Source organism: Bradyrhizobium sp. NP1, assembly GCF_030378205.1.
Lineage (GTDB): Bacteria > Pseudomonadota > Alphaproteobacteria > Rhizobiales > Xanthobacteraceae > Bradyrhizobium.
Map to the genome: position 1 here is coordinate 6,913,863 of NZ_CP127385.1, position 26,372 is coordinate 6,940,234.

The following is a 26,372-nucleotide window of genomic DNA, read 5'->3' on the forward strand; positions in this document are numbered from 1 at the left end:
TTTTACTGCTATCCGGTCTACAGGGGGTTGGTTAAGCGAACGTTCCGTCAACCTTGACGGGGTCTTGCCAGACCCGGTCAAATGCCCCCGATCCACGAAAAGCGGCCGCGATAGTTAATGATTTGTAAATGTGGCGCGAGGGTGAAGGCAAGCCGCCCGGCCCCCGGAAATGCGTGGAAATGAACGGCTTTTCGCCGATTTTCCAGCACCTGAGTGGATCAGGCCACAGCGCTGAAGCCGGCTGCGGAGGCTCAATGGGCACCGGCGCGCCAAAAGCGCCTTGCCCAGCCCGGTCCGGGACTTCAGGGAACGATCGTGGCCGCGCGGGTGTCGGCGGCGATCACGAAGGGCTCATCATGCGTCCGCTCGAACAGCATGCGGCGCTCGAAAGCGCTGGAGCGCATCATCGGGTAGCGATCGAACACCTTGTCGCGGAATGTCGGAAAATCGGCCGCCATCAATCCGACCGGCTTCAGGAGGCCGGGGAACAGCCGTGGCTCGGCGATGGTCTCGTGCAGGAAGACCCTGCGATAAAACCCCTGATGCTCGGGACGGACGATGGCGAGGCCGAGATCGGCCTTGAAGTACTCGCACGCCATGTAAGCCAGACGCACCGTGAGATAGGGCAGTTCCGGAAACCGCTTGGCCTTGTCGGGTTCCGCCACGAAGCGCGCGGGATCGACGATGACCTCGCCGCGATCGAGGCGCGGGTGAAGGATTTCGCCGAAGGCCTCGGCCGAACATGACTGGCGCCATTCGGAGGTCAGCACGCTGATGCGCAGCGAGCTCAAGAGCTCTCCGTAGAGATAGACCCCGAATGTCCAGGAATTGGGCAAATCGTCATATTGATCGGTGACACGCTGCTCGACCGATTCCTTGACGGCACCTTCGCGCAAATAGGCCCGATAGCGCAGCCCGTAGATCTCTTCCTTTTCGGCTGATGTCTGCGCGAGGCGGTAGTCGACCTGGTTCAGCAGTTCTGTCGGACGTGGAATCACCCGGCTCGGTGCCTCAGCGTGGACCTTCGTACTATGCTTCATTCGCGGTTCTCGACAACTTCCGAGCGAGTATCAAAAAGTTAACAGCTTCTTAACAGATTTGCAAAGCAATCACCGGATTAGGGTTAACCCGCAAAACCACGGACAACCGCGCGAGAAAAATCTTCTCCGGGGTCGGCGGTCTTCAGAAAGCGGTGTTCGGAAGGAGATGCTTCAGGCGATGGAGCGTGAAATCTCGATGAGCGCAGGCTCTTCGGGCACGCGCCGGCCATGGGAGGCGTTGAGGAGCTGGCGCATGCGCGCGGCAGGCACCGGCCGGCTGAACAGGTAGCCCTGCGCTTCCGTCACAGCGCCGTCGGCGCTGATCAGCTCGAGCTGCTCGTTGCTCTCGATGCCCTCGACCACGACCGACATGCCGAGCTCGGCGGACAGCCGTGCCACGCCGCGCAACAGCGTCAGCGGGCGGACGGTGTCGATGCCTTCGAGGAAAGAGCGGTCGATCTTGACCTTCTGCAGCGGGAAATTGTGCAGGTAGCTGAGGCTCGAATAGCCGGTGCCGAAATCGTCGAGCGAGATGCGCACGCCGAGCGAACGCAGCTGCGAGAGCACGTCATGCGTCAACTGGGTGTTGCGCAACAGCGAGGATTCGGTGATCTCGATCTCGAGGCGATGCGCCGGCAGGCCCGAGACCTCAAGCGCGTAGCGGATCTCGCCGAGCACGTCGCGCTGATGGAATTGCTGCGGCGAGAAGTTGACGGCGACGCTGACCGCTTCCGGCCACTTCATGCATTCCATGCAGGCCTTGCGCAGGATCCAGCGGCCGAGGTCGACGATCAGGCCCATGTCCTCGGCGACCGGGATGATGTCGACCGGGGAAACGGTGCCGCGCACCGGGTGATTCCAGCGCAGCAAGGCTTCGCAGGTCGTGATCTTGCCCGACTTCAGGTTGACCAGCGGCTGGTAGTACAGCTCGAATTCCTCGTTGCCCAGCGCCTTTCGGATGTCGAGCTCGAGGATGCGGCGCGCCTCGACGATCTGCGCCATTTCGTCCCGGAAGAAGCAGAACGTGCCGCGGCCATCGGCCTTGGCGCGATAGAGCGCCATGTCGGCGTTCTTGAGCAGCGTGTCGGCGCTGACGCCCGGTTCGGTCATCGCGATGCCGACGCTGGCGCCGATCTCGACCAGGTGATTGTCGATCTTGTAGCGCTCGCTCAGACGATCGACGATGCGGCGCGCCAGCACGGCGGCATCCTCGGTCGACCTGATGTTCTGCTGGAACACGACGAACTCGTCTCCGCCGAAGCGCGCCACGAAATCCTCCGGGCGCAGCATCTCGCGCAGACGGTCGGCCACCGCGCACAGCAGCTGGTCGCCGCAGGGATGACCGAGCGTGTCGTTGACCTGCTTGAACTGGTCGAGGTCGACGAACAGGAGCGCCGAGAGCTGATCGGCGTCATGCGGCACCCTCAACAGGCGCTCGATCTCGTCGCGGAAGTTGACCCGGTTGGGCAGCGCGGTCAGTTCGTCATAGCGCGCGAGATGGCTGATGCGCGCCTCGGCGTTGCGCCGTTCGGTGATGTCCTCGAGCAGCACGACGGCGCCGCCACGGGCCATCGGCTGGAACGTCCACGACAGCGAGCGGCCGCGGGACGGATCGGGATCGGTGGTGACGATGTCGCGCGCCTGCGAATTCTCGATCTCGGCCAGGATGATCTTGCCGCTCATCGCCGAGATCGATCCGGCGACCACGCAGGCGCTGACGATGTCGGCTGCACTCACGCCGCGGCGAACGAAATCCTCGGAGAGCTCCATCATCGAGATGAAGCGATGGTTGACGACCGCAAGGCTGCCGTCGGCGCGGAACATGCAAAGTCCGTGCGGCATGTTGTTCAGCGCGGTGTCGAACTGGCTGGCGAGCGCCGCCTCGCGGAAGCCCGAGGTCAGCGCCTTGACGAAGATCCCGTGAACGTTGAGGTTGATGTCCCTGAGGCTGATGAAGAACAGCCCGAGCAGCACGGCGAGGCCGATGTAATAGAGCCCGCCATGCATCGCCAGCGCCAGCGACATCGGTCCGCAGGAGGCGATGATGTGCTGCTGGATCAGCCTGGGATTGCCGTAGTTGCGCGCCGCGCCGCCTCCGGTGTAGCCGACGGTCACGGAAACGCACAGCATGTGAGCGATGGCATCATCGCTGCCGACGATGGTGATGAAGCACCAGATACCGAGGGCGGCGGCATAGGCAAGCGCGCCGACGTGGTAATGCGGCTCCCAGGCCTTGGCCTGCTCATAGGTCAGCGCCGAGGTGCGCCGTTCGTGCTTGCGCATCTGGAAGGCGCGCACCGTGCCGATCGCGACGATCGCGGCGGCGCAGGGCCACAGCAGCACGTTGTCGGTCTTCAGCGCGGTCAGGATCGCCGCCACGGCAGCGCAGGCCGAGCCGAACAGGACCGGCCAGAAATTCTGGCACTGGGAATCCACGAGCGCCGCATAGAGTATGGGCTCGAATTCCTCCCGGCTGCTCCGGCTCTTTTGATCGACCAACTGCATTTGCGCGCGCGGACGTCCTTTGAAACGATCCGTACTTCTAGCGCCACCTAATGAAGTCTTTCTGAGCGAACATCGTTAGCGGGACGTTGTCTTTCGCCGAGCGCTCGGAAATTCCGCCTTTAAAATCAGCAAGATAGGCGAATTTTACTGAACGCGCGCACAGCGTCGTCGTTGCGCGGGCGCCGCGGTTGCATCGAAGGCCGCATTGCGACGTTGGATTGCGGCAGATCTTAACCACTAGTTAAAATTCATGCTTACCCTCGGGTTAACGCGGCTGGTAAAACGGTCGAGATAGGGTACTTTGCAGCTGAAAGTTGAGTGGTGGTGGAGTGTACTGACATGACCGAGGCGATCGTGGCTCGCTCGGCGAACCTGGGTGACGCCTGTGTGCGGGATATTCCGCGCCTTCTGTCCAAGGACGAAATCCGCGATTTTTCGCAAATCGACAGCGCCAAATTCACCGCAGCGGCCCTGCTCGAGTTCAGCCTGATCGTCGCGGCGATCTGGATCAGCGAAACCTGGTGGAATCCGCTGGTTTATGCCCTCACGGTCACCGTGGTCGGTTCGCGGATCAACGGGCTGGGCGGCCTGATGCACGACGCCGCGCACTATCGCGCCTACAGGAACAGGCAGCTGAACGACTTCATCGGAGAAATCCTGGCACTGCCGACGTCGGCTTCGATGGCGGGCTATCGAAATACGCACTTCGCCCATCACCGCGAACTGAACAGCGAAAAGGATCCCGACTGGCAGCGAAATGTCGGGCTCAAGGAATTCGAATTCCCGGCGCCGCGCGGCAGCGTGCTGATGCATCTCATGCAGTATCTGGCCGGCCTGAAGATCGGCTCCGCCTTCTTCGGATTTCACAAGAACAAGGAAACGCGCGACATTCCGGCCGCGGTGGCCCGCGCGCGGCTGTTCTTCTTTGCGATGCTCCTGATGGCCTCGATCGTGCTCGGCTTCTGGAAACTGATCCTGCTCTACTGGATCGTCCCGCTACTGACGGTCTTTCTCGGCATTCGATACCTGCGCAACGTCGCCGAGCATTACGCGGTTGAGCATGAGAACGTGCTCAACGAAAGCCGCACCGTGCTGGCGCCGTTCTGGGAGCGGTGGCTGATCGCGCCGTGGGGGCTCAACTATCATCTCGAGCACCACCTGTTCCCGAGCGTGCCCTGCTTCCGGCTCAAGGAACTGCATCAGCTGCTGATGACGCGCCATCCCTACCCCGAGATCGCGCATGTGACCCACGGCTATTTCAGCGGGCTGCTGCGCGATTGCGCCTCAAGCCAGCCTGAGCAGGTCGCCACCTCGGCGTCGTAGCGCGGCGCGTCTCGTCACGACAAAAGCGGCGACCACGCCGGATCGGAGGCGAAGCCGGGCGTCGGCACGCGCAGCTCGTTGCGCCCCGAGATGTCGACCGTGAACAGCGACGGACCGCCGCTGCCGCCGGGATCGCGGAAGAACATCACCACCCGCCCGTTCGGCGCGAAGGTCGGCCCCTCGTTGTGGTAGCCGGAGGTGAGGATGCGCTCGCCGGAGCCGTCGGGCTTCATGATGCCGATCGAGAACTGGCCACCGCCCTGCTTGGTGAACGCGATGTAGTCGCCGCGCGGCGACCATACCGGGGTGGAATAGCTGCCGTTGACGTCGTCCTTGGAGAAGGAGATGCGCTGCGCTGCCCCGCCATTCGCCGGCATGACGTAGATCTGCGGCTTGCCGCCGCGGTCGGACTCGAAGCAGATCTGCGTGCCGTCGGGCGAATAGGACGGCGCGGTGTCGATCGCCGGCGTGTCGGTGAGCCGCGTGGTCGATTTCGAGCGCAGGTCCATCACGAACAGGTTCGAGTTGCCGCCCTGCTGCAGGCTCATGATGACGCGCTGGCCGTCGGGCGAGAAGCGCGGCGCGAACGACATGCCGGGGAAATTGCCGACGATCTCGCGCTGGCCGGTCTCGATGTTGAAGAGATAGACCCTGGGATCGCCCTGGCCGAACTCCATGTAGGTGATTTCCTGGCTGTTCGGCGAGAATCGCGGCGTCAGCACGAGATCGCTGCCGCGCGTCAAATAGCGCACATTGGCGCCGTCCTGGTCCATGATCGCGAGCCGCTTGACCCGTCGCTCCTTGGAGCCGGATTCGTCGACGAACACGACGCGGCTGTCGAAATAGCCCTTGTCGCCGGTCAGGCGCTCGTAGATCTGGTCCGAGATGATGTGGGCGATACGGCGCCAGTATTCCGGCGAGGTGACGTATTGCTGGCCGCCGATCTGCTGGCCGGAGGTGATGTCCCACAGGCGAAACTCGGCCTTCAGCCGTCCGTCGGGCTGCCGGGTCGCGCGCCCGACCACCAGCGCCTGCGCGTTGATGGTCCTCCAGCTCTGGAATTGCGGCGGGTTGTCACTGTTGGTGATGCGCTCGATGAAGGCAGCCTGATCGATCGGCGCGAACAGGCCGCTGCGCTTGAGGTTGTTGGTGATGACGCCGGAGATGCCAGCGCCGACCTCGCCGTCGGCCGGCGTGCCCGGCACGAAATTGGTGATCGCGATCGGCAGCGGCGCGACGGTGCCTTCGGTGATCTGCAATTTGGTCGGCTGCGCGTTAGCGCCCGACGGCAGCAACAGGCCGGCCGCCGCGCCGGCGCCCCCGATCAGGAGCGTGCGGCGGTCGAGGGAGAGCGGCGGCAGCGAAAAAGACATGACGGACATTGCTGGTTTCTCAAACATCAACTGCGGAACATCGTTCGGGGATCGAAATCGATGTCCATGTATTTCCATTGGTCATAGGTCTCGTCGCGCAGCATCGTGTAGGGCTGGCCCTGCAGCACGGCGCGCACGGCGGCTTCCGCCGCCGCCTGGTAGCGCGGCGAGGAGCCGGTCGAGACCACCTGCGGCGGCCCGGCGAGCCGGCGATCAGGCCCCAGACGAATGCGCACGGTAACGAACAGCTCTTCGGGATGCTCGATGCCGGGCTGCACGTTCCACAGGCTCGCAAGCCGCGCCCGCATCGCGTCGAGCTCGGACTGCGACAGCGTCGCGGCGCGGCCGTGCGTGGTGCCGAGCGAAGCGGAAGCGTTCAGCTCCGAGCCGGTGATCGCCTGCCGCGTCGGATCGCGCTTGTCGAGGAGGGCCGCGATCCTGGACTGATCGAACACCCGCTCCTGCTTCGGCTTCGGCGGCTGCGGCGGCGCCGCCTTGGCCTCCGGTTTCGGCTTCGGCTTCTTGGCTTCTTCCGTCTTCAGGGCTTCGGCGATCGGATCGACCTTGGGCGGGTCCGGCTTCTTCTCGATCGGCTTCGGCTCGTCCTTCGGCTTTTCCTCGGCGACGGGTTTCGGCGGATCGGGTTTCTTCTCGACCGGCTTTTCCACCGGCTTCGGCGGCGGCTCGGGCGCCGAGGCGGTCACGATTTCCTTTTTCTGCGTGATCTTGCCAACGGCGTCATCAGGCGGCGGCTCGGCCGCGACCTTCTCGACCATCGGCTTCGGCTTGTCCTTCTCGCCGGTCTTGATGCCGGCGGTGATCTTGGAAAGCTGGTCGGCCGAGATGATGTCGACCGGCATCGATTCCGGCGGCGGCGCCTCGAGCGAGCGCGCGGAAAAGGAGACCAGTCCCCATCCGATCACGAGGACGTGGAGCGTAATCGACGCAACGAGTGTCTTGTCGACCTTCACGTTCACCTTGGGGCTACCCCTGATCCACTTCCGTCACCAGCGCCACGCGGCGGAAGCCCGCCGCGGAAAGCCGTCCCATCACCTTCATCACGGTCCCGTAGTCGACCTTCTTGTCGCCGCGGACGAAGATGCGCTCGTCGAGGCCGCCGCGGGCATCGGTGATTGCCTTCAGCTTCGGCACGAGGTCGTCGAGCTTGATCTCGGTGTCGTTCAGGAAGACCTGGCCCTTCAGGTTCACCGACAGCGTCAGCGGGTTCTTGTCCTGGTCGAGGCTCTTGGCCTGGGTCTGCGGCAGATCGAGCGGCACGCCGACGGTGAGCAGCGGCGCCGACACCATGAAGATGATGAGCAGCACCAGCATGACGTCGACCATCGGCGTCACGTTGATCTCGGCCATGACGGGCCGGCGCCGGCTGCGACGCCCGCTTCGTCCCGACGAACTCGCAACGTTCATCGCCATGATCTAAAGCTCGTGCTTGCTGCCACGCTTATACCGCCGCTCACCCGCGCTCGTCGATCTGACGCGACAGGATGGCGGAAAATTCATCTGCGAAACCTTCCAGGCGCTGCGCCTGCCGGTTCACCTCGGAGGTGAACTTATTGTAGAAAATAGTCGCCGGAATTGCGGCAATCAGGCCGATCGCGGTGGCAAACAGCGCTTCCGCAATGCCCGGCGCCACCACGGCCAGCGAGGTGTTTTTCGAGGCCGCGATCGACTGGAAGCTCGACATGATGCCCCAGACCGTGCCGAACAGGCCGACAAACGGGCCGGCCGAGCCGACGGTCGCCAGCACCAGAAGCCGCCGCTCCAGCCGCTCGACCTCGCGCGCGATCGAGACGTTCATCACCTTCTCGATGCGCATCTGCAGCCCCGCAATCGAGCGGGCATGGCTTTCGAACGAGCGCTTCCACTCGCGCATCGCCGCGACGAAACAGGCCGCCATCGAATGCGTCGGCTTGGCCGACAGCGCGCGATAGAGCTCCTCGATCGATTCACCGGACCAGAACGCCTGCTCGAAGCGATCCATCGCGCGGCGCGTGCGCGCATAGAGAAACAGCTTGTCGATCGCGATCGCCCACACCCAGACCGAACAGGAAAGCAGCCCGAGCATGACCGCTTTCACGATCCAGTGGGCCTGCAGGAACAGCGCAATCAGCGATACGTCGGCGGATGGCAGCGGCAGCGCTGCCTGTGCCACGTCAGCCGGATTCATGAGCGGTATCCTTCATAACCCAATTGTCCCTTAACGCCCGGGAGCTGCGGCTGCCGATTCCGATAGCCGCGACCGGACGCGGCGACGAGCGCCTGCGCGAAAAGCCCCTGTTCTGTCGCATGGAAGGCCCGCCGAAGCCTGAGGCCCTGCATTCCCTGCCAAGATGTCAAAACAAGGGCTTTTTTCGCGACGATACGCCTCCTACCAGACGCCGATCGTCGTTAACGGGCGGTTACCAAAGGAGAATTTGGCTGCGGGAAAGCGCCGCGGACCAATCCCTTGGGCATGAGGCATCGCGCGATCGGTGCATTTTACGAAAAATATCGCAAAATCAAGGGGAAAGCAGGCAATGACAGGCGCCACCCGACCGGCCGGCGCCCGAGCGCCCGAAAAGGGCTCGGTTCCACGGGCCAAAAAGCAAACCGCCCACCGGCGCGGCGCGCAGGCGGGCGGTTCGTTGGTCCTCAGGCGCTATGGGGGCATGGACGCCTGAGGCTGCTCTGACTTCGGTTGATCGGATCAGCCCGGTATCAACCCTGGCTCTGCGGCGGATCGTTCGGCGGCGTCGGGCGCTGGCGATGCTGGGCCATGAAGGCGTCGAACTCCTCCTTGTCCTTGGCATGGCGCAGCCGGCTCAGGAACTCGTGGAATTCCTTCTGCTCCTCCTCGAGCCGCTGCAGCGTCTCCATGCGGTATTCGTCGAAGGCGCGATTGCCGCTCGTGGGCGGGCCAAAGCCCCAGCCGCGACGCTCCATGCGGCCGCGCATCCGCTCCATCTTGTACTGCATGCGCTCCATCTTGTTCTGCCAGCGATCCTGGTGGCTCCAGCACGACATCTTTCTGCTCCCGAGTGTGAAAAAGAGAAGGGCAAGTCCGATCGGCCACCAGATCAGGAAGCCGAGAATGGTCACGATGATCCAGCCCGGATGCCACGGGCTTTCGAGCATCTGCGGGCGGTAGGGCTGCTGAGGCTGGTAGGGCTCTTCGGGGCCGCGCCATCGATTGACATCTGCGGTGTAGGCCATTTCCCGTCTCCATCACGGCGTCACGCCGTTGTGAATGTAAATAACATTTACATACCTATCCCATCCCCCGGTTTTGTCAAGCTGGCCGCTCCGGGGCCTCTCAAAAATTATTTTGGCTTGCCCCAGGGGCCGGCGGGCTTGCTTTCGGCCTCAGCCGACCCATCCGCGGGCCGGCGGTCGGTCGGGAAGCCCAGCCCGCGCAGGTAGATCAGCACTTCGGCCTCCAGCAATTCCTCCGGCGACATCGGCAGCTTGCGCCGCGCCGCATCGCCGCGCGCAAACAGCGAGGCGACGCCGTGCGACATCGACCAGATGTGCAGCGCCATCATCATTGCCGGCGGTCGCGGCGAACCCGCCGGCACCAGCGCCGCAAGCCGCTCGGCGGCCGCGCGCAGCACGCCGAAGGCGCGCTCGCTCGCTGTCAGAAGCGTCGGATTGACATCGACAGGGAGCCCGGACTCGTACATCGCCGAATAGAAGGCGGGCTCGTTGCGGGCGAACGCCAGATAGGATTTGCCGACCCGCTCGAACGCCGTGATCGTGTCGGGCCGGCCGTCGTCCCACGCCGCCGTCAGCATCGCCTCGAACTGCTCGAAGCCGCGCTGGGCGATCGAGGACAGCAATTCATCGCGGTCGCGGAAATGGCGGTAGGGTGCGGCGGGGCTGACGCCCGCCATGCGCGCGGCGTCTGCAAAGGTGAACCCGGCCGCGCCCTTCTGCGCGATCAGGTCGAGCGCGGCCTGCAGCAGCGCCTCTTTCAGATTGCCATGATGATAGCCGCGTTCGCTGCGGCCCTGATCCTTGCGCCAGCTCATGTGAATGGCTTTTACATGAGCCGGGCGCAAAGGTCACCAAGGGAGGAGGCGGAAAGTCAATTAACCGCGCAGGGACTTCTGCAGCTCGGGAAACCCGGCCGCCGCGGCCTGAACGTCGGCGGGGAAATCCGCCATTTCCTGCACCTGGCGGATTTCGATGATCTCGTTTTGCGAGGCCGGGCACTTTTTGGCCCATTCGACCGCTTCCTCGCGGGACTTCACCTCGATCATCCAGTAGCCGCCGAGCACTTCCTTGGATTCGGTGAACGGGCCATCGGTGACGATCGGCTCGCCGGTGGCAAAGGACACGCGCGCGCCCATCGAGGGCGGGTGCAGGCCGTCGAGCGTGATCAGGATGCCCGCATCCTTCAGCGCCTCGTTGTATCGCATCATCGCGGCCACCCGCTCGGGATCGAGCTTCACGTCCGGCGGGGCGGTCTCGTAGCCGAGCGGGATCATCAGCATCATGAAACGCATGGGAGGGTCCTCTTCGCAATTGGTTCGGTGACTACTTCTTCGCGGCCTGGGCGCGCAACCGCGCCTCCTGCTCGCGCAATTCCGGCGTCAGCGCCTCGCCGAAATCCTCGGGCGAAAACACCTGGCGGATCTCGATCTCCTCGCCGTCGAACGGCGCGCGCTTCATCCAGTCGATCGCCTCGTCGAGCGACTTCGTCTTGATCAGCCAGAAGCCCGCGACCAGGTCATCTGTCAGCGCGAACGGGCCGCGCGTCACCCTGGTCTGGCCGGCCGAGGAATATCTGATCCGCGCGCCGTTCGATGTGGGATGCAGGCCCTCGCCCGCCTCGATCACGCCGGCCTTCGCCATCTCCTCGTTGAACTTGCCCATCGCGGTCAGCATCTCCGTGCTGGGCATCTCGCCGGCTTCGGAAGCCTTGCTGGCCTTCACAATCACCATGAATCGCATCACTCTCTCCGTCGGTCTGGTTCGGGCCGATTAGTAGCTGGCACTCATGGAAAAGACGAAGGAGCTTTTGTGACCCCGACAGCGGCTTTAAAATTATTCTTGAGATAATTGCGTCGCTTTGTCGCCGGGAGCCGCGGCGGTGGGCCGGCCGATCAGTCGTCGATCGCCTGATAGGCGAGCGTCCAGAAATCCGAGAGCGTGGCCGGCGGCTGCGGCGAATCCATCATCCGCTGGGTCAGAAGAATGCCCGTCAGGCCTTCCCTTGGATCGGAATACCAGGAGGTGCCGTAGCCACCGTCCCAGCCGAAGCGTCCGGGCACGCTGCAAAGGTCGTCGCGCCGGGTGAATACCGAGAGACCAAAACCCCAGCCCCTGTTGTCGCCGAAGAACAGCTCCGAACCCTGCTTCTGCCCTGCCGTGAGCTGGTCCGTCGTCATCAGCTCGATTGAAGGACGCGACAGGATGCGCTCCGCGCCGAGCCGGCCGCCGTTGAGCATCATCTGGGCAAAGGCGTTGAAATCATCCGCGGTCGAGACGAGGCCGGCGCTGCCGTTCTCGAATAAAGGAGGATTGGCGAACTTGCCCCTTTCGGGATCATCGAACACCTTCAACTCGCCGCTCGCGTGATCGCGCATGTAGCTGGTCGCGAAGCGATCGCGCTTCTCCGCCGGGACGTGGAAGGCGGTATCCTTCATGCCGAGCGGCACGAAGATGCGCTCGCGCAGGAATTGCCCGAAGCTCATGCCGGCGGCGCGCGCGATCAGCACGGAGAGGATCTCGGTGCCGGCGTTATAGAGCCAGCGCTCGCCGGGCTGGTAGGCCAGCGGCAGCGCTCCGTAGCGCCGCATCAGTTCATCGGGCGCAAACGCCGGAAACACCGGACCCGGCGCAAAGCCCGCTTCCGCGATCGCCCTCTGGATCGGATAGCGGTCGGGAAACGCCATGATCATGCCGAGCCCGAAGCGGAAGGTGAGGAGATCGCGCAGCGTGATGGCGCGCTGCGCCGGCACGGTGTCGTCGACCGCGGCATCGATGGCGCGCAGCACCTTGCGGTCGGCCAGTTCCGGCAGCCAGCGATCGACGGGGTCGTCGAGCCGGAGCCGGCATTCCTCCACCAGGATCATGGCGGCGACCGCGGTGACCGGCTTGGTCATCGAGGTGATGCGGAAGATGGTGTCGCGCCGCATCGGCGCGCCGCCGAAGGCCTGGCGGCCGATGACGTCGACATGAATGTCGCCGCCGCGGCTCACCAGCGTCACCAGGCCCGGCATCGCGCCGGCCGCGACATGGGCCGCCATCACCTCATGCATGCGCCCGAGGCGCGCCGCGGATAGTCCACCGGACCCGGATGCTGTCGGCATTTGCTGTCTCTCCTCGAATCCGAACGGGATGGCTGGAGGCGTGTTCGACTTGCGGCTATCGCGGCCGCGGCTCGAAGACCCCGCTGCGGTAGCTGGCGCCGAAATAGACGTCGATGCTGCGCACCTTGTCGCAGGCAAAGACGAACACTTCGGTGTTGCGAAAGGACGTGCCGTCCCTGGCGACGCAGCGATAGGTGACGAAGGCGGCATCGCCGTCGACGACGATCCGCTCGAGCTCGTGCCGGCCGATCCAGTCGCTGCCCTTCCAGCAGCGCTCGAAATAGGTCGCCTTGTCGATCCGGTCGTCATAAGGGCTGGTGAAGCGAAAATCGTCGGCCAGCGCGTCTTCGACCGCCTTGCGGTCGTTGGCGAGATAGGCCGCGAAAATGGCGCGGATCGCATCCGCGCGGTGCTGCGCGGACATTCAGCCGTTCTCCTGCGGAAACATGTGAAAATAGGGCTCGGCCTCCTTGATGACGCGGGCAACCGACGGCCGGGCCAACAGCCGCGCGAGATAGGCGGCGGCGTTTTGATGGCTATTGCCGAGCGGCTCGACCTTGTTGCCGTAGAACAGCACCGGCAGCGCCGCGCAATCGGCCATCGTGAACGCATCGCCCATGGCCCAGCCGCCCTTTTCCATCTGCGCGTCGATCATGCGGTAGGCGGTGCGCAACTGGCCGCGCGCCTCCGCAACGCCATGCGGGTCCTTGCTGTCGGCGGGACGAAGCCGGTCGCCGACGATCTTCTGCATCGGCAGGTGCGCATAGAGGTCGTAGAAGCGATCCCGCAGCCTGACCTGCAGCGCGCGAGCCGGATCATCGGAAAGGAAACGTGTCCGTCCAGGATAATGGGAATCGAGATATTCGATGATGATGCTCGATTCCGGGACGATCTCGCCCCTGCCCTTGTCTTCCAGCACCGGAAAACGGCCGATCGGCCACAATCGCAGCAGCGCGGCGCGCTCGGCTTCGTCACCGAGGTTGACCGGGTTGGGCGTGAACGGCGTGTCGTTCTCGTAGAGCGCGGTCAGCGCCTTCCAGCAGAAGGACGACAAGGGGTGGAAATGCAACGTCAGCGACATGGGGTCTCCTTACAGCTGCGCCGGCACGTAGCACAGGATGACGACGCCGCTCGACAGCGAACGGCTGTCGCGCAGCTTGAGGTCCGCATGCCCGGCTTGAACAGCGGCGTGCCTTGGCCGAGGACGATCGGGCAAAGCCCGATCCGACATTCGTCGATCAGCCCTTGCCGAAATAAAGTCGCTGCGAGATCGGCGATGCCGAACAGCAAGATATCCCTGGCATTTTCCCGCTTCAGCCGCTCGACAACCCCAGGAACGTCGGGACCGAACAGACGTCGAGATGCCATGAGATTCGCGGTTTTCGCCTTCGACGAAGCCATCCAGCGTCACCGGGTCCCACATCATCAACCGTCCCATCGTCGCCGCTCCAACTGATTGCATTTTGCAACTGGTTGCAGAATGCAATAACTGGTGCGATATTGCAAGCGGTCTGTGAAAGGCCGGAGCAAAGCCATGACCGACGCGCAGCGCTCGGGTTGTCCGATCAATCTCTCGCTCGAGGTGCTTGGCGACAAATGGAGCCTGCTCGTGATCCGCGACATGATGTTCGGAAACCGGCGGCATTTCCGCGAGCTGCTCACCAGATCGGAGGAAGGAATCTCCTCCAATATCCTCGCCGACCGGCTGAAATCCCTGCTCGACGAGGGCGTCATCAGCCGCGAAGACGATCCCACGCACAAGCAGAAGGGAATCTACTCACTGACCGAGAAGGGCATCGAGCTGTTGCCCGTGCTCGCGCAGATGGCGGGCTGGGGCTACAAATATCTGCCGGTCAGCGAGGAGCTGGGCATCCGCGCGAAACTGCTCTCCGGCGGTGGCCCGAAGATGTGGGCCGAGTTCATGGACGAGCTGCGCGAGGTTCATCTCGGCATCAAGCAACGCCGGAAAGCCGGGGCTTCGGTGAGCGAGCGCCTGCAGGCCGCCTATGAAGCCGTCGTGCGGAAGAAGCAGGCTTCGTGATTGCAGTGTCTTAAGACGCCGTGGTCCACCGCCGCGTGACCTCTGTTGCGCCCTCGGCCGTCGCCTCGAAGACGGCTGAGGCCAATACCGCATGGATATGGAGCGCCGCGCTGCCGCAGTTGCGGAAGCCGTGAAGCCGGCCTGCCGGAATGATCAGCGATTGGCCCGCCGAAACGGTGACGCGCGCCTGATCGATCCACATTTCCGCCACGCCCTCGCGCACCGTCAGCACCTCCTCGACCGGATGGTGGTGGGTCGGTGCGCCGGCGCCTGGCGCCACGCGCTGCTCGAAGATGCATAGCTGACCAGCGCCATTGCGCGCCGAGACCACCATGCGCGTTTCCACGCCGGGGCGCCAGCGTTCCGGCGCATCATCCTGATAAGCGATCACTTTCATCGACGTTTTCCTTCCGCTTGCACCGGACTCGGCGCGGCGAGTTCTCCACTTCATTCATGCAGGTTTTCGCGCACGCAACATGACGCCGTTACCTACCGCGCCTAAGCTGCCGGCGCCCGGCGACGGTCCGGCGCCGTGCCAGATCTGCAAGTCGCAACACCGGATCGGGGGAGTAGCACGTAATGTCGGCATTACTCATCAATCTGCTCATCCAGATCGTTAGCGGCGCAATCGGCGGAAATGTGGTTGCCGGGGCGGCCAAGAACGTTGACCTTGGCACGCTCGGCAACACCGTCGCGGGCGCGATCGGCGGTGGCGCCGGTGGACAACTGCTTGGCATGCTCATACCGCTTCTTGCCAACAGCGCCGCAACGCCGGATATCGGTGCCATCGTCGGCCAGGTGGCCGGCGGCGGTGTCGCGGGCGCCATTCTCACCGCCATCGTCGGCGCCATCAAGAACAGAACGGCTTGACCGATCCACGAGGCGGGGTGCGGCATTTAAGTGCCGCATTTCGCCGACCATGACTGCATGACAGGCTGCCGATGAACCCTCCCCCGCCCAAGGTCGCGCTCGTCACCGGAGCGGCGCGCGGCATCGGACTTGCCATCGCCAAGCGCTTTCTTGCCGATGGCTGGCGCGTGGCGCTGCTCGACATCGAAGGCGAACTGCTTGGTGCGGCGGTCGAAGCGCTGAAGCAGCCGGAGCGCACGCTCGCGCTTTCCTGCGACGTCGCCGACGCCGGTGCGGTCAACGCCGCGATGGCAGCGCTGGGCCGGCGGTTCGGCCGACTCGACGTGCTCGTCAACAATGCCGGCGTCGCGGTGTTCGCGCCGTTGATGGAGACCTCGGATGCCGACTGGAACCGGGTGCTCGCGGTCAACCTGACCGGGCCGTTCCTGTGCACCAAGGCAGCGGTGCCGCTGCTCCGCGAACAGGGCGGCGCGATTGTCAACATCACCTCGATCTCGGCGGTGCGCGCATCCACGCTGCGCTCGGCCTACGGCACCAGCAAGGCCGGGCTTGCGCATCTCACCAAGCAGCTCGCGGTCGAGCTCGCTTCGCTGGGCATCCGCGTCAACGCGGTAGCACCGGGACCGGTCGAAACCGCGATGGCGAAAGCCGTGCACACCGCCGAGATCCGCGCCGACTATCACGACGCGATCCCGCTCAACCGCTACGGGCTGGAAGAGGAACTGGCCGAGGCGGTGTATTTCCTGAGCTCGGAGCGCGCGACCTACATCACCGGGCAGGTGCTCGCGGTCGATGGCGGCTTTGATGCCGCCGGCATCGGCCTGCCGACGCTGCGCGGCCAGCGCCGCAACGGCTGAGCAATCTCTTTAGCGCCGGTTCACCGCAGCGACGCGCCAGCCATTGCCGATGCGGTCGATTCGCGTCAGCGATAGCGGATCGATGACGAAGCGCAGCGCCGCTTCGGGTGCCAGACCAAGCGCGATCGCCAGCACCGCGCGGATCGTGCCGGAATGCACGACCAGGACGACGTCGCCGGCCGGAAGGTCCGCCAGTCCTGCTTCGACACGGGCGAGCTGATCGACAAAGCTTTCGCCGGCGGGCGGACGGCTCTGTGCCGGCGCCTGCCAGAATGCGTGATAGGCGGCGCCGAGCTCGGCAGCGAGCTCATCGTGGCGCCTGCCGGTCCAACTGCCGAAATCCTGCTCGCGGAAGGCATCGCGCGCGATCGCCGCAAGTCCGAGCGCGGATGCGGTCTCGCGCGTGCGGCGCGCCGGACTGCAAAACGCGGCAGCGGCGGCCGGCAGCCGCGCTTTCAGCGCGTCGATGGAATCGACGTCGCCGAGATCAGCCGGCGCCTCAGACCCATGGATGATCCCGCGCGGCCCGTCGACCGGGGCGTGCCGGATCAGCCAAAGTCTCGTTTCGCCGTTCATCTTGCCGTTCATCACTAGCTGAACCGCGCGGCGAGCAGCACGAGGATAAAGGTTTCCGCGACCTGCTCGGTGGCGCCGAGCACGTCGCCGGTCTGGCCGCCGATCTGCCGCCGCGCCAGCAGCGCCATGCCGGCGGCGCCGACAACAGCTGCCAGCGTCGCATAAAGCGCCGCCACGAAGGGGAGCAGCAGGAGCGCGAAGAGCACGGCGATGGCGGCCGCGGTCACCACGATCGAAAGGTCGGGCCGGCCGGCGCCGGCCGCAAGCCCGTCGCTTCGCGCATAAGGCAGGTTCATCGCGACCGCCGGCAGCACGGCGCGCGCCAGCGCATGCGCCGCCACGACGCCCGGCACGATCACGCCATCCGGCAGCACGGCGAGCGTGCAGACCTTGGTCGTGAAGCCGACCAGCAGGATCAGCACGCCATAGGTGCCGATCCGGCTGTCGCGCATGATCGCGAGCTTCGTCGCCGTATCGTTGCCGCCGCCAAAACCATCGGCGACGTCGGCGAGCCCGTCCTCGTGCAGCGCGCCGGTCAGGAGCACCCCGCAGCCAAGCGCGAGCGTGGCGGCGGCAAGCTCAGGAACGTTGGCGCTGCGCAGGATCAGGCAGACCAGCCCGATGACTGCACCGATGCCCGCGCCGACGACGGGAAACAACCGGCCCGCGCGCGCGAAATTGGCGGGCCTTGCGCCATCCGCCTGCGGCACCGGCAACCGGGTCAGAAATGCGATCGCGGTTTTGAGGTCGTCGAGCCACTCATTCATGCTACAGAGCCCCGGATTTGTTTTGCCTGCAAGCCCGCTCGACCAGGGAATCGCATGACATTCGCCAGTCTAGACGACATCCGCGCCTTCTGTCGCGACCTGCCACCGGGCGACGAGCGCTTCGGCGAAGCGGCCATGACGCGGCAGCGGGTCCTGACCAAGCCGCCCGGGAGCCTCGGCCGGCTGGAGGCGCTGGCGATCTGGCTCGCGCGCTGGCAACGCCGCGAGCGGCCACGGCTCGATCGGGCTGTGATCGCGGTGTTCGCCGGCAATCACGGCGTCGCCGCGCGCGGCGTCTCCGCATATCCGGCCGCCGTCACCGCGCAGATGGTGGCCAATTTCGAAGCCGGGGGTGCTGCGATCAACCAGCTCGCCGGCCTCGCTGGCGCCGAGCTGCGCGTGGTGCCGATCGAGCTCGATCGGCCAACACGCGACTTCACGACCGCCCCCGCCATGACGGCGGAAGAGTTCCTCGCGGCCGTTGCGATCGGCTACCGCACGGTGCCCGAGGATTGCGACCTGCTCGCAGTCGGCGAAATGGGAATCGCCAACACCACGGCGGCCGCGACGCTCTGCGCGGCGCTGCTCGGTGGCGGACCGGAGCGATGGGTTGGCCGCGGAACCGGCGTCGACGACGACGGCCTGGCACGCAAGCGCGCCGTGATCGAAGCCGCGCTCGCCCTCCATCGCGATCGTCTCGGCGATCCCCTGGCCGTCGCGGCGGCGCTCTCCGGCCGCGAGCTTGCCGCCATCCTCGGCGCGGTGCTGGCCGCGCGTCGGCATCGTATTCCGGTGCTGCTCGACGGCTTCGTCGCCACTGCCGCGATCCTGCCGCTGGCACGCCTCGAAGCCGCCATGACTGCGCATTGCCGTGCCGCCCACGTCTCCGCGGAATCCGGACACCGCGCCCTGCTGCACGAACTCGGCCTCGACCCGCTGCTCGATCTCGAGATGCGGCTTGGCGAGGCCTCCGGCGCCGCCACGGCGCTGTTGCTGCTGCGCGCCGCGGTGGCATGCCACAACGGCATGGCGACGTTTGCCGAGGCAGGCGTCTCCGACGCGCAAGGTTAATGTTTCCTAGCGCAGACGCGAGCGCTGATTAGGTCTATAGTGCCGATGGTGACGCATTCGACGCGGAAGACCGATGCGAGGCGTGGTCCTGAAAGCGGTGATGGTTGCGGCCGCGCTCTGCGCTATGGCGCTCGCGCCGGCCGAAGCCGACGTGCGCATTCTCTCAAGCCCCGGCGGACAGGTCGGCCCCTTCCTCGATCTTTTCGAACAGATCCGCAATTCCGGCGAACGCGTCGTGATCGACGGACCCTGCATGTCGGCCTGCACGCTGGTGCTCAGCATGGTGCCGAGCGACCGCATCTGCGTGACGCGCCGTGCCGCGCTCGGTTTCCACGCCGCCCGTTCGATCGACCGGCGCGGCCGCAGCTATGCCGAACCGGAAGCCTCCGACCTCGTGCTGCAGGCCTATCCGGAACCGGTGCGGAACTGGATCAGCCGGCGCGGCGGACTGACCTCGCGCCTGCTGGTATTGCGCGGCCGCGAGCTCGCCGCGATCTATCATTCCTGCCGCTAGTGCCCGGACCCGAAGTTCGCATCATTTTGCGGCGGGGCTCGTTTGCGAACTTCGGGGCCGAAGGACTGGCTCACATTTCCATCGGCGAAATGACCATCCACGGAATGCCGAACTGGTCGGTGCACATACCAAAGCCCTTGGCGAAGAAGGTCTTGCCAAACGGCATGGTGACGCTGCCGCCTGCGGCAAGCGCGGTGAACTTGCGCTCGGCCTCGCCGGGATCCTTGACCTCGAGCGAGATCGAGAAGCCCTGCGGCTTGTGAAAATGCTCCGGCGGCGCATCGGAGGCCATCAGCACCTGGCCGTCGATCGAGATCTTGCCGTGCATGATCTGGTTCTTGCGCTCCGCCGGACACGGCATGTCCGGCGGCGCATCGGTGTTGCGAAGCAGGGCCTCGATCTTTGCGCCCAGCGTCTTCTCGTAGAACTTGAACGCGGCTTCGCACTGGCCCTGATAGAACAGATAGGGATTGATCATCGTTTGCTCCTCGGGTGATTGCCGGCGAGCCGGCGGAGGCGTCTACTTCTCGGTGAGCTTTCTCAGGTTCGCGAGGCCGGCTTCGAAATCCCTGCCGATCATCCGGTCCATGTTCATGACCACCTGCATCATCTTCGACAGGAACGGCGCGGGGCCGCTCATGACCCAGTTGACGGTGGTCGCATCGCCCTGCGGCAGCAGGCTGAATTCGGCGGTGTTGTGGGCTTCGAACGGCTTGAGGAAATCGAGCTTGATCTTGATCTTCGAGGGCGCGGTCGCCTCGAGTATCTCCATGCGCCCGCAGCCGACATTCTTGTTGCCCTCCCAGGCGTAGGCGGCGCCCTTGCCGCTTTCCGGCCCGCTGTAGCTGCGCTTGAGCTCGGGATCCTTGTCCTCCCACGGCGACCAGCCGCGCCACTGATGAAAGTCGGCGATCAAGGGGAAGATCGCCTCGGCCGGCGCCCTGATCACGGCGCCGCGCTGGATGCTGAACGTATCGGGCTTGGTGGCGGCGAGGATCAGCACGATCGCGATGGCGAGCGCGATCACGACCGCGATGATGACGAGGCTCGTGTACATGGAGAGGCTCCCTTGATTCCCTTGCGATGCTCCCTCCCCCTTTTTAGCCGGAGGAGGGAGCGATTTCAGTACCGGAACGGCAGCAGCTCGCGCATCCGCCTGTCGCGCAGCCACAGCCCGCCCCACACCATCACTCCGAGATACAGCCCGAACAGCACATGGCTGAACAGCGGGCTGCCGACCCGGACATGCGAGGCGATCGCCCCGCCGAGATAGCCCGTCAGCAGGATGGCGCCGAGGATCGAAGTCGGCGGCACCGCGTAGAGCAGCGTGCAGACGATCGTGATGATTCCGAGGCTGCGCGCCAGCGTTTCGCTCGCACCGTAGCCCATCTTGTCCATCCCTTCCGTGACAACCGGCCACGGCACGAGCTTGATCGCTCCGTCGAACAGCAGGAAGACGATGACGAGGCCGCTTAAGATGCGGCCCAGTAGAGTGGCCGGTCTTGAGACCGGCGCGGTCTCGGTAACGATGGACATGACTTGCTCCGTTGGTGATGCCTTGCCCAATAGACGAACGAGGGGCGCGCCGGCCGACAGGAGCGGTAAAAGAATTTTGCGGAAGCGGCATTTTTCGTTGCCGGATTGCGGGTTCGGGATCGGAGGCTGCAAGGAGAGCGGCGCTTTTGTCAGCAGATGGCAGGGCCGCCGGCGCGACCCCGTTCAGCTCTTCTTGCCGGCCTTGCTGCCGTCCCTGGCCGCGCCGGGCTGGCTGTCGCGGATCAGCCGGTCGAGATGCATGCGGATGTGGGCTGCCTCGGCCGAGGTATTGGCGAGCGCGATGGCGCGGTCGAACGCCACCCGCGCCTCGTCGTTGCGGCCCAGCTGCATCAACAGCGCGCCGCGCACGCCGAAATAATGGAAGTAGTTCGACAGCCGCGCCGCCAGCGGCTCGATCATCTCGAGCGCGGCCGCAGGTCCCCGCGACTTGGAGACCGCAACCGCGCGGTTCAGCGTCACCACCGGCGACGGCTGCATGATTTCGAGCGCGCCATAGAGCAGGTCGATCTGCTTCCAGTCGGTATCCTCGGGCCTTTCCGCCCGCGCATGCAGCGCGGCAACCGCCGCCTGCACCTGATAGGGCCCGCTGCGGCGATGGCGCATCGCCTTGTCGATCAGCGCCAGCCCTTCGGCGATCATCGGCTGATTCCACTGCGAACGATCCTGATCCTCGAGCAGGATCACCGCGCCATCGGCGTCGAAACGGGCCGCGGCGCGCGCATGCTGCAGCATTAGCAGCGCCGCCAGTCCCATGATCTCCGGCTCGCTCGGAAACAGCCGCAGCAGCAGCCGCGCCAGGCGGATCGCTTCCTCGCACAGGGGTTTTCGGATTTCCGCGGTGTCGCCGCTCGCCGAATAGCCCTCGTTGAAGATCAGGTAGATCATCGCGGCGACGGAAGCGAGCCGCTCGCCCCGCTCCATTGCGCCCGGCGTCTCGAACGGCACCTTGGCGCCGGCGACGCGCGCCTTGGCGCGGGTGATGCGCTGCTCCATCGCGGCTTCGCTGACCAGAAAGGCGCGCGCGATCTGCTTGACGCTCAGGCCCGACACGATGCGCAAGGCAAGCGCGATCTGCTGGGTCGCCGGCAGCTCCGGATGGCAGCAGATGAACAGGAGCCGCAGGATGTCGTCGCGGTAATGCGAGCCGTCGAGCCGCTCGGCAATGGCGGACTCGGCGTCGTCGAGGTCGGAGATCGCCTGGTCGTCCTCCGGCAGCGCCTGGTGCCTGGAGGAGCGGCGCACCTCGTCGATGGCGACGTTGCGCCCGACCATGATCAGCCAGGCCGCGGGATCGCGCGGCGGGCCGTTTTGTGGCCAGGTCTTGAGCGCCCGCAGGCAGGCGTTCTGGAACGCCTCCTCTGCGGTGTCGAGATTGCGGAAATAGCGGAGCAGCGCGCCGACGGCTTGCGGGCGCGCTGAAGTCAATGCGGCATCGATCCAGGCCGCCTCGGTCATTTCAGCGCATTCCCGGGCGCGAACACGCCGATCGGGCGAATCTCGTAAGCGCCGCCGGGATTGGCGGCCCCGAGCTCGCGCGCGACGTCGAGCGCCTCGTCCAGATTCTTGCAGTCGACGACATAAAAGCCGAGCAACTGCTCCTTGGTCTCGGCATAGGGCCCGTCGAGCACCACGGGCGGCTCCTCCTTGCGCAGCGTCGCGGCCGCGGTGGTCGGCAGCAGCCGCGCCACCGGCCCGAGCCGGCCCTGCCTGGTGAGTTTGTCCTGCACCACAGCAAGCTTCTTCATGACCGCGGCGTCCTGCTCCTTGCTCCAGGAGCCGACGAAGTCCTCGTCGTGATAGCAGAGAATGGCGTAGAGCATGCGCGTGAGTTCCCCTATTGAGCCAAGGACGAGCGACTATGCCCCGAGCCGACAGCAAAGCGAAAATAATTTGCGGTGAGGGACCGGCCGCCGACGGCAACGCCACGAGTCCTGCTGGCCCCAGGCCTCGCGACCTGCTTCAGACCATGGAGGCGACAAAAGCGGCCAGGCGGTCGTAGGCGGGCGAGGTCGCCAGGCCTTGCAGGTCCTAGCCGGGCCGGCGCGCGGAAGCGAGCATCACGTCGATCGCGCCCTTTGCCAGCGTCTCCAGCTCCTTGCGCGGCACGCGGGCGCGGGCCCGGATCGCAAGCGTGTGGATGGTCGCGGAGGCAAGCTGCGCCAGCACGAGCGGATCGGCATCGTCACGCAGCTCGCCGTTCTCCCTGGCGCGGCGAAAGCAGGACGCAAAGGCCTTGTCGAGCTCGGCAAAGCCGTCGAGCACCATGCCGCGGATGTCGGGGTCGAGCACCGCTTCGGACGCCGCCGTCATCACGGTGAAGCAGCCGCGCGGTCCGGCTTCGCCGGAAACGTAGATGTCGAGCGCCACCGCATAGATGCGCTCCAGCCGTTTGCGGATCGGCATTTCGTCGCGGAAGATGTCGAGCATCGCCGCGCGCGCGTCGTCGCGGTAGCGCTGATAGCTCTTGATGTAGAGCTCGCGCTTGTCGCCGAAGGCGCCGTAGAGGCTTGGCCGGTTCATGCCGGTCGCCACGCTGAGATCGTCGAGCGAGGTGGCGGCGAAGCCGCTCGTGCGAAAGAGGTCGAGCGCCTTGCCGAGCGCGACATCAGGCTCGTAGGCGCGCGGCCTGCCGCGGCGCTTGGGCGGCAGTGGCGCCACTGGCGCGGCCGGCGCGCCCTTTCTCGTTTTTTGTACCATATCGCAAAAAATCCTTGACCACGGATATATTATGCGAGACAGTATAAAAATCAACTGCGCCCGGCACGCCGGGTCGAACCGCCAGGGAGACACTGATGGATCTGTATTTCTCGCCGCTCGCCTGCTCGATGGCGACCAGGATTGCGCTGTACGAGGCCGGCGCCGCGGCCAACTATCTCGAGGTCGATCCCAAGACCAAGGTGGTGCAGCAGGACGGTTCGGATTTCCGAAGCGTCAACCCGCTCGGCTTGGTGCCGACGCTGCGCACCGACGACGGGCTCGTGCTCACCGAGAACGCGGCGATCCTGCAATATGTCGCCGACCGCTTCCCGCAGGCCGGCATCGCCGCGAATCCCGGGATGGAGCGCAGCCGCCTGCAGCAATGGCTCTGCTTCATCGGCACCGAACTGCACAAGGGCCTGTTCGTTCCCGTGCTCGACAGGAAGGCGCCGGCCGAGGTGAAGAGCTACGTCCTCGACAAGAACCTGTCGCGGCTCGATTATCTCGAGAACTACCTGAAGGGCCGCGAGTTCCTGCTCGACCATTTCAGCGTGGCGGACGCCTATCTCGTCACCGTCATCAACTGGACGATGGCGACGCCGCCGATCGAGCTGGCGAAATGGCCGACCGTGAAAGCCTATTACGAGCGGCTGCGGGCGCGGCCGAGCGTCGCGAAGGCGATCGCCGAGGAATTCGAACTCTACAAGGCCGAGATCGCCCGCCACAAGGCCGCGGCGTAGTTCACGCTATCTGCGTCGTCCCGGCGCACGCCGGGACGACGTCAGCTTCAAAACGGGCTATCGCTCAATCCCGGCACGTCTGTTGGCCGCGGGCCCGGCGCGCTCCAGCGGAAGCGGCGATCCTTCTCCGCAATCTCGATGTCGTTGATGCTGGCCTCGCGCCGGCGCATCAGGCCGTGCCCGTCGAATTCCCACTGCTCGTTGCCGTAGGAGCGGTGCCACTGCCCGCCCGCATCGTGCCATTCATACTGGAAGCGCACCGCGATACGGTTGCCGTCGAACGCCCAGAGATCCTTGATCAGGCGATAGTCCAGCTCCCTGGTCCATTTGCGCGTCAGGAATTGCACGATCGCCGCGCGGCCTTCAAAGAACTCCGCGCGGTTGCGCCAGCAGCTCGTCTCGGTATAGGCGAGTGCGACGCGCTCGGGGTCGCGGGAATTCCAGGCATCTTCCGCCATGCGGGCCTTCTGGGCGGCGGTTTCGCGTGTGAACGGTGGCAGCGGCGGACGCGACATGATGACCTCCTGCGCGATTGGCGTGCGGTCCGGAAATCTAGCGCCGCCGTTGCGCGAGTCGATGGCCCCTCGCCTATCGGCCGATCACTATTCCAGATCGGCCTTCATCAGGATGCGCAGCGATCTCGGGATCGGCTGGGCGCGGCCGCCGCTGATGAAGGCAACGCGCACCTGGGCCTTGACCAGGAGGTCGGCGCCGCGCCGCACCTCCTGCGCCAGCGTGATGGAGGCGCCCTTCACCGCAACCGGCCAGGTCACGACGTCGAGCACGTCGTCCATCCGCGCGGGCTTCAGGAAATCGATCGTCATCGAGCGCACCACGAAGGCAAAACCGGGCGTCTCGGTTTCCACTTCGGCAAACAGCGCATGCTGCTCGGCGCCCATCAAGCGCAGATGGTTGGTGCGGCCGCGCTCCATGAAGCGCAGATAATTGGCGTGATAGACGATGCCGGAGAAATCCGTGTCCTCGTAGTAGACGCGGACCTGCATGTGGTGACGGCCGTCGCGGATCTCGCCGTCGAGCTGAGGAGGTGTAGTCACGTGCGGCCCATGCTTGGCTTGCAAAGGCGCGTTTTGCGCAAATTCGGCGCGGTCCGCAAGCGAATTACTTGTCGGGACTAGGAAACGACCGGGGCGGAGCCGGAGACCTTCACCAGCACGATTTCGGGCGGCACGCCGAAGCGGAACGGCATGATGCTGCAGCCGAGTCCGCCGGAGACGATGATGTCGCAATTGAAGTGAGCGTGGCCGTAGGCAAGCCGGTTGCCGTAACGCGAGGGCACCACGGGCGACCAGCCGAGCAGCCGCACCTGTCCGCCATGGGTATGACCCGAGAGCTGCAAGCTCACGCGCGAGGGCACGTGGACCGCAACATCAGGCTCGTGCGCGAGCAGGATCAGCGGTGCGTCGTCGGTGACCTTGGCAAGCGTTGCGCCGAGATCGTCGACGCCGATGCGGCGGACGGGGCGGAAACGGCGCGCCGGCAAATATGCAAGCTGATCGCCGAGCCCGGCGAGCCAGAAGGGGCGGCCATTCTTCGCAAGGCGCGTGGCGTCGTTCTCATAGACGGGAATGCCGGCAGCCTCCATCGCGCGGCGGGCGGCCGTGGTGCCCTGCCCGTTCTGCTGCACGATGTGATCATCCCAGTAGTCATGATTGCCGAGCACGGCATGTACGCCAAGCGGCGCCTTCAATCCTGCCAGCACGCGCGCCCATTCCTCGGCCGGAATGCGGCGCGTGATGTGGTGATGGCCGGCGACATAGTCGCCGAGCAGCATGATGATGTCGGGCTTCAGCATATTGGCGCGATGGACGATCGCGTCGATATGATCGAGCGACATCCAGGGATCGCAGGCGTGAAGGTCGGCGATCACAGCAATGTTAAGTTCGAGATCGGCAGGCCATCGGGGCGGCCGCACGTCATAGGACGTGACGTCGAGCCGCAGCACCGGCTCGCTGAATCCATAGGCCGCGGTCGAGGCGGTCAACACGCCGAGACCACCAACGGACTGGAAGAATTGACGGCGTGAGATCATGAACGGGCCGGTTCTGCTCTGCGCGGCGTTCATGATAGCAGATTGAAGCGGAATTGCGGTAAGCGTTCGGCGAGTGGTTA

The 26,372-nt window shown here is 65.1% G+C and carries 33 protein-coding genes; 7 read left to right on the forward strand and 26 right to left on the reverse strand.

Annotated elements, in window-relative coordinates:
* Window positions 1-302: 302 nt before the first annotated feature.
* Both QOU61_RS33415 and QOU61_RS33420 read right to left on the reverse strand, forming a co-directional pair.
* Window positions 303-1,040: an N-acyl amino acid synthase FeeM domain-containing protein gene (locus QOU61_RS33415; RefSeq protein ID WP_289655429.1), complete on the reverse strand. Its 738-nt coding sequence runs from the start codon at window positions 1,038-1,040 to the stop codon at window positions 303-305.
* 171 nt (window positions 1,041-1,211) lie between these two features.
* Window positions 1,212-3,545, reverse strand: a complete 2,334-nt coding sequence (locus QOU61_RS33420; RefSeq protein ID WP_289655430.1) for a putative bifunctional diguanylate cyclase/phosphodiesterase — start codon at window positions 3,543-3,545, stop codon at window positions 1,212-1,214.
* A 339-nt stretch (window positions 3,546-3,884) separates the two neighbouring features.
* On the opposite strand from QOU61_RS33420, the gene QOU61_RS33425 reads away from it, so the two are divergent.
* Window positions 3,885-4,868, forward strand: coding sequence for a fatty acid desaturase family protein (locus tag QOU61_RS33425; protein WP_289655431.1), 984 nt, complete (start codon window positions 3,885-3,887; stop codon window positions 4,866-4,868).
* 14 nt (window positions 4,869-4,882) lie between these two features.
* Here the strand turns inward: QOU61_RS33425 and tolB are convergent, their stop codons facing one another.
* The 12 genes from tolB to QOU61_RS33485 form a co-directional block, all read right to left on the reverse strand.
* Complete coding sequence (gene tolB, locus QOU61_RS33430) at window positions 4,883-6,241, reverse strand: Tol-Pal system beta propeller repeat protein TolB (protein ID WP_289662022.1); 1,359 nt, start codon at window positions 6,239-6,241, stop codon at window positions 4,883-4,885.
* Window positions 6,242-6,267: 26 nt separating this feature from the next.
* Window positions 6,268-7,212: a cell envelope integrity protein TolA gene (gene tolA, locus QOU61_RS33435; protein WP_289662024.1), complete on the reverse strand. Its 945-nt coding sequence runs from the start codon at window positions 7,210-7,212 to the stop codon at window positions 6,268-6,270.
* Window positions 7,213-7,225: 13 nt separating this feature from the next.
* Window positions 7,226-7,672 (reverse strand): protein TolR, encoded by a 447-nt coding sequence (gene tolR / locus QOU61_RS33440; RefSeq protein ID WP_289655432.1) that lies wholly within the window; start codon window positions 7,670-7,672, stop codon window positions 7,226-7,228.
* 40 nt (window positions 7,673-7,712) lie between these two features.
* On the reverse strand, window positions 7,713-8,426 hold the full coding sequence (gene tolQ, locus QOU61_RS33445; RefSeq protein ID WP_289655433.1) for a protein TolQ: 714 nt from the start codon (window positions 8,424-8,426) through the stop codon (window positions 7,713-7,715).
* A 530-nt stretch (window positions 8,427-8,956) separates the two neighbouring features.
* The gene (locus tag QOU61_RS33450) at window positions 8,957-9,451 is read right to left on the reverse strand and encodes a DUF2852 domain-containing protein (protein ID WP_289655434.1); all 495 of its coding nucleotides are present in this window, start codon (window positions 9,449-9,451) and stop codon (window positions 8,957-8,959) included.
* A gap of 107 nt (window positions 9,452-9,558) precedes the next feature.
* Window positions 9,559-10,266, reverse strand: coding sequence for a TetR/AcrR family transcriptional regulator (locus QOU61_RS33455; RefSeq protein ID WP_289655435.1), 708 nt, complete (start codon window positions 10,264-10,266; stop codon window positions 9,559-9,561).
* 60 nt (window positions 10,267-10,326) lie between these two features.
* A complete protein-coding gene (locus QOU61_RS33460) occupies window positions 10,327-10,743 on the reverse strand; it encodes a YciI family protein (protein ID WP_289655436.1) in 417 nt (138 codons plus the stop codon).
* Between the two features lie 31 nt (window positions 10,744-10,774).
* Window positions 10,775-11,191 carry a YciI family protein gene (locus tag QOU61_RS33465; protein WP_289655437.1) on the reverse strand — a complete coding sequence of 139 codons (417 nt, stop codon included), beginning with the start codon at window positions 11,189-11,191 and terminating at the stop codon, window positions 10,775-10,777.
* A 152-nt stretch (window positions 11,192-11,343) separates the two neighbouring features.
* The gene (locus tag QOU61_RS33470) at window positions 11,344-12,552 is read right to left on the reverse strand and encodes a serine hydrolase domain-containing protein (protein WP_289655438.1); all 1,209 of its coding nucleotides are present in this window, start codon (window positions 12,550-12,552) and stop codon (window positions 11,344-11,346) included.
* A 55-nt stretch (window positions 12,553-12,607) separates the two neighbouring features.
* A complete protein-coding gene (locus tag QOU61_RS33475) occupies window positions 12,608-12,976 on the reverse strand; it encodes a nuclear transport factor 2 family protein (protein ID WP_289655439.1) in 369 nt (122 codons plus the stop codon).
* Window positions 12,977-13,633 carry a glutathione S-transferase family protein gene (locus QOU61_RS33480; protein ID WP_289655440.1) on the reverse strand — a complete coding sequence of 219 codons (657 nt, stop codon included), beginning with the start codon at window positions 13,631-13,633 and terminating at the stop codon, window positions 12,977-12,979. It abuts the gene before it with no gap.
* Window positions 13,624-13,953, reverse strand: a complete 330-nt coding sequence (locus tag QOU61_RS33485) for a dihydrofolate reductase family protein (RefSeq protein WP_354142492.1) — start codon at window positions 13,951-13,953, stop codon at window positions 13,624-13,626. The genes QOU61_RS33480 and QOU61_RS33485 overlap by 10 nt, the downstream gene beginning before the upstream one ends.
* A 133-nt stretch (window positions 13,954-14,086) precedes the next feature.
* Between QOU61_RS33485 and QOU61_RS33490 the strand changes: the two genes are divergently transcribed.
* Window positions 14,087-14,593 carry a winged helix-turn-helix transcriptional regulator gene (locus QOU61_RS33490; RefSeq protein WP_289655441.1) on the forward strand — a complete coding sequence of 169 codons (507 nt, stop codon included), beginning with the start codon at window positions 14,087-14,089 and terminating at the stop codon, window positions 14,591-14,593.
* A gap of 10 nt (window positions 14,594-14,603) precedes the next feature.
* Here QOU61_RS33490 and QOU61_RS33495 read toward each other — a convergent pair whose 3' ends face one another.
* On the reverse strand, window positions 14,604-14,990 hold the full coding sequence (locus QOU61_RS33495) for a cupin domain-containing protein (protein ID WP_289655442.1): 387 nt from the start codon (window positions 14,988-14,990) through the stop codon (window positions 14,604-14,606).
* Between the two features lie 182 nt (window positions 14,991-15,172).
* Here QOU61_RS33495 and QOU61_RS33500 point away from each other — a divergent pair, with 182 nt between their 5' ends.
* Together QOU61_RS33500 and QOU61_RS33505 are read left to right on the forward strand one after the other, a co-directional pair.
* Window positions 15,173-15,463, forward strand: coding sequence for a hypothetical protein (locus QOU61_RS33500; protein ID WP_289655443.1), 291 nt, complete (start codon window positions 15,173-15,175; stop codon window positions 15,461-15,463).
* A 71-nt stretch (window positions 15,464-15,534) separates the two neighbouring features.
* Entirely contained in the window at window positions 15,535-16,320 is a 786-nt protein-coding gene (locus tag QOU61_RS33505; RefSeq protein ID WP_289655444.1) for an SDR family NAD(P)-dependent oxidoreductase, read from the forward strand.
* Between the two features lie 9 nt (window positions 16,321-16,329).
* Here QOU61_RS33505 and QOU61_RS33510 read toward each other — a convergent pair whose 3' ends face one another.
* Window positions 16,330-16,896 carry a histidine phosphatase family protein gene (locus tag QOU61_RS33510; protein ID WP_289655445.1) on the reverse strand — a complete coding sequence of 189 codons (567 nt, stop codon included), beginning with the start codon at window positions 16,894-16,896 and terminating at the stop codon, window positions 16,330-16,332.
* A 14-nt stretch (window positions 16,897-16,910) separates the two neighbouring features.
* On the reverse strand, window positions 16,911-17,663 hold the full coding sequence (gene cobS / locus QOU61_RS33515; RefSeq protein ID WP_289655446.1) for an adenosylcobinamide-GDP ribazoletransferase: 753 nt from the start codon (window positions 17,661-17,663) through the stop codon (window positions 16,911-16,913).
* 54 nt (window positions 17,664-17,717) lie between these two features.
* On the opposite strand from cobS, the gene cobT reads away from it, so the two are divergent.
* A complete protein-coding gene (cobT, locus tag QOU61_RS33520; protein WP_289655447.1) occupies window positions 17,718-18,734 on the forward strand; it encodes a nicotinate-nucleotide--dimethylbenzimidazole phosphoribosyltransferase in 1,017 nt (338 codons plus the stop codon).
* Window positions 18,735-18,834: 100 nt separating this feature from the next.
* On the forward strand, window positions 18,835-19,248 hold the full coding sequence (locus QOU61_RS33525) for a hypothetical protein (protein WP_502876993.1): 414 nt from the start codon (window positions 18,835-18,837) through the stop codon (window positions 19,246-19,248).
* Window positions 19,249-19,318: 70 nt separating this feature from the next.
* On the opposite strand, the gene QOU61_RS33530 is transcribed toward QOU61_RS33525, so the two are convergent.
* The 6 genes from QOU61_RS33530 to QOU61_RS33555 all read right to left on the reverse strand — a co-directional run bounded on the left by QOU61_RS33530 (window position 19,319) and on the right by QOU61_RS33555 (window position 23,502).
* Complete coding sequence (locus QOU61_RS33530) at window positions 19,319-19,726, reverse strand: VOC family protein (protein ID WP_289655449.1); 408 nt, start codon at window positions 19,724-19,726, stop codon at window positions 19,319-19,321.
* Between the two features lie 42 nt (window positions 19,727-19,768).
* On the reverse strand, window positions 19,769-20,305 hold the full coding sequence (locus QOU61_RS33535; RefSeq protein ID WP_289655450.1) for an SRPBCC family protein: 537 nt from the start codon (window positions 20,303-20,305) through the stop codon (window positions 19,769-19,771).
* 65 nt (window positions 20,306-20,370) lie between these two features.
* Window positions 20,371-20,784 carry a DoxX family protein gene (locus QOU61_RS33540; RefSeq protein WP_289655451.1) on the reverse strand — a complete coding sequence of 138 codons (414 nt, stop codon included), beginning with the start codon at window positions 20,782-20,784 and terminating at the stop codon, window positions 20,371-20,373.
* A 183-nt stretch (window positions 20,785-20,967) separates the two neighbouring features.
* Window positions 20,968-22,260, reverse strand: coding sequence for an RNA polymerase sigma factor (locus QOU61_RS33545; RefSeq protein ID WP_289655452.1), 1,293 nt, complete (start codon window positions 22,258-22,260; stop codon window positions 20,968-20,970).
* Window positions 22,257-22,625, reverse strand: a complete 369-nt coding sequence (locus QOU61_RS33550; protein ID WP_289655453.1) for a YciI family protein — start codon at window positions 22,623-22,625, stop codon at window positions 22,257-22,259. Before QOU61_RS33550 ends, QOU61_RS33545 begins: the two co-directional genes overlap by 4 nt.
* A 208-nt stretch (window positions 22,626-22,833) precedes the next feature.
* Entirely contained in the window at window positions 22,834-23,502 is a 669-nt protein-coding gene (locus tag QOU61_RS33555; RefSeq protein WP_289655454.1) for a TetR/AcrR family transcriptional regulator, read from the reverse strand.
* A gap of 95 nt (window positions 23,503-23,597) precedes the next feature.
* Between QOU61_RS33555 and QOU61_RS33560 the strand changes: the two genes are divergently transcribed.
* The gene (locus QOU61_RS33560) at window positions 23,598-24,242 is read left to right on the forward strand and encodes a glutathione binding-like protein (RefSeq protein ID WP_289655455.1); all 645 of its coding nucleotides are present in this window, start codon (window positions 23,598-23,600) and stop codon (window positions 24,240-24,242) included.
* A gap of 47 nt (window positions 24,243-24,289) precedes the next feature.
* Here QOU61_RS33560 and QOU61_RS33565 read toward each other — a convergent pair whose 3' ends face one another.
* The 3 genes from QOU61_RS33565 to QOU61_RS33575 form a co-directional block, all read right to left on the reverse strand.
* Window positions 24,290-24,757 (reverse strand): nuclear transport factor 2 family protein, encoded by a 468-nt coding sequence (locus tag QOU61_RS33565; protein WP_289655456.1) that lies wholly within the window; start codon window positions 24,755-24,757, stop codon window positions 24,290-24,292.
* Between the two features lie 87 nt (window positions 24,758-24,844).
* The gene (gene ybgC, locus QOU61_RS33570; protein WP_289662027.1) at window positions 24,845-25,246 is read right to left on the reverse strand and encodes a tol-pal system-associated acyl-CoA thioesterase; all 402 of its coding nucleotides are present in this window, start codon (window positions 25,244-25,246) and stop codon (window positions 24,845-24,847) included.
* 128 nt (window positions 25,247-25,374) lie between these two features.
* Complete coding sequence (locus QOU61_RS33575) at window positions 25,375-26,292, reverse strand: metallophosphoesterase (protein ID WP_289655457.1); 918 nt, start codon at window positions 26,290-26,292, stop codon at window positions 25,375-25,377.
* Window positions 26,293-26,372: the final 80 nt, after the last annotated feature.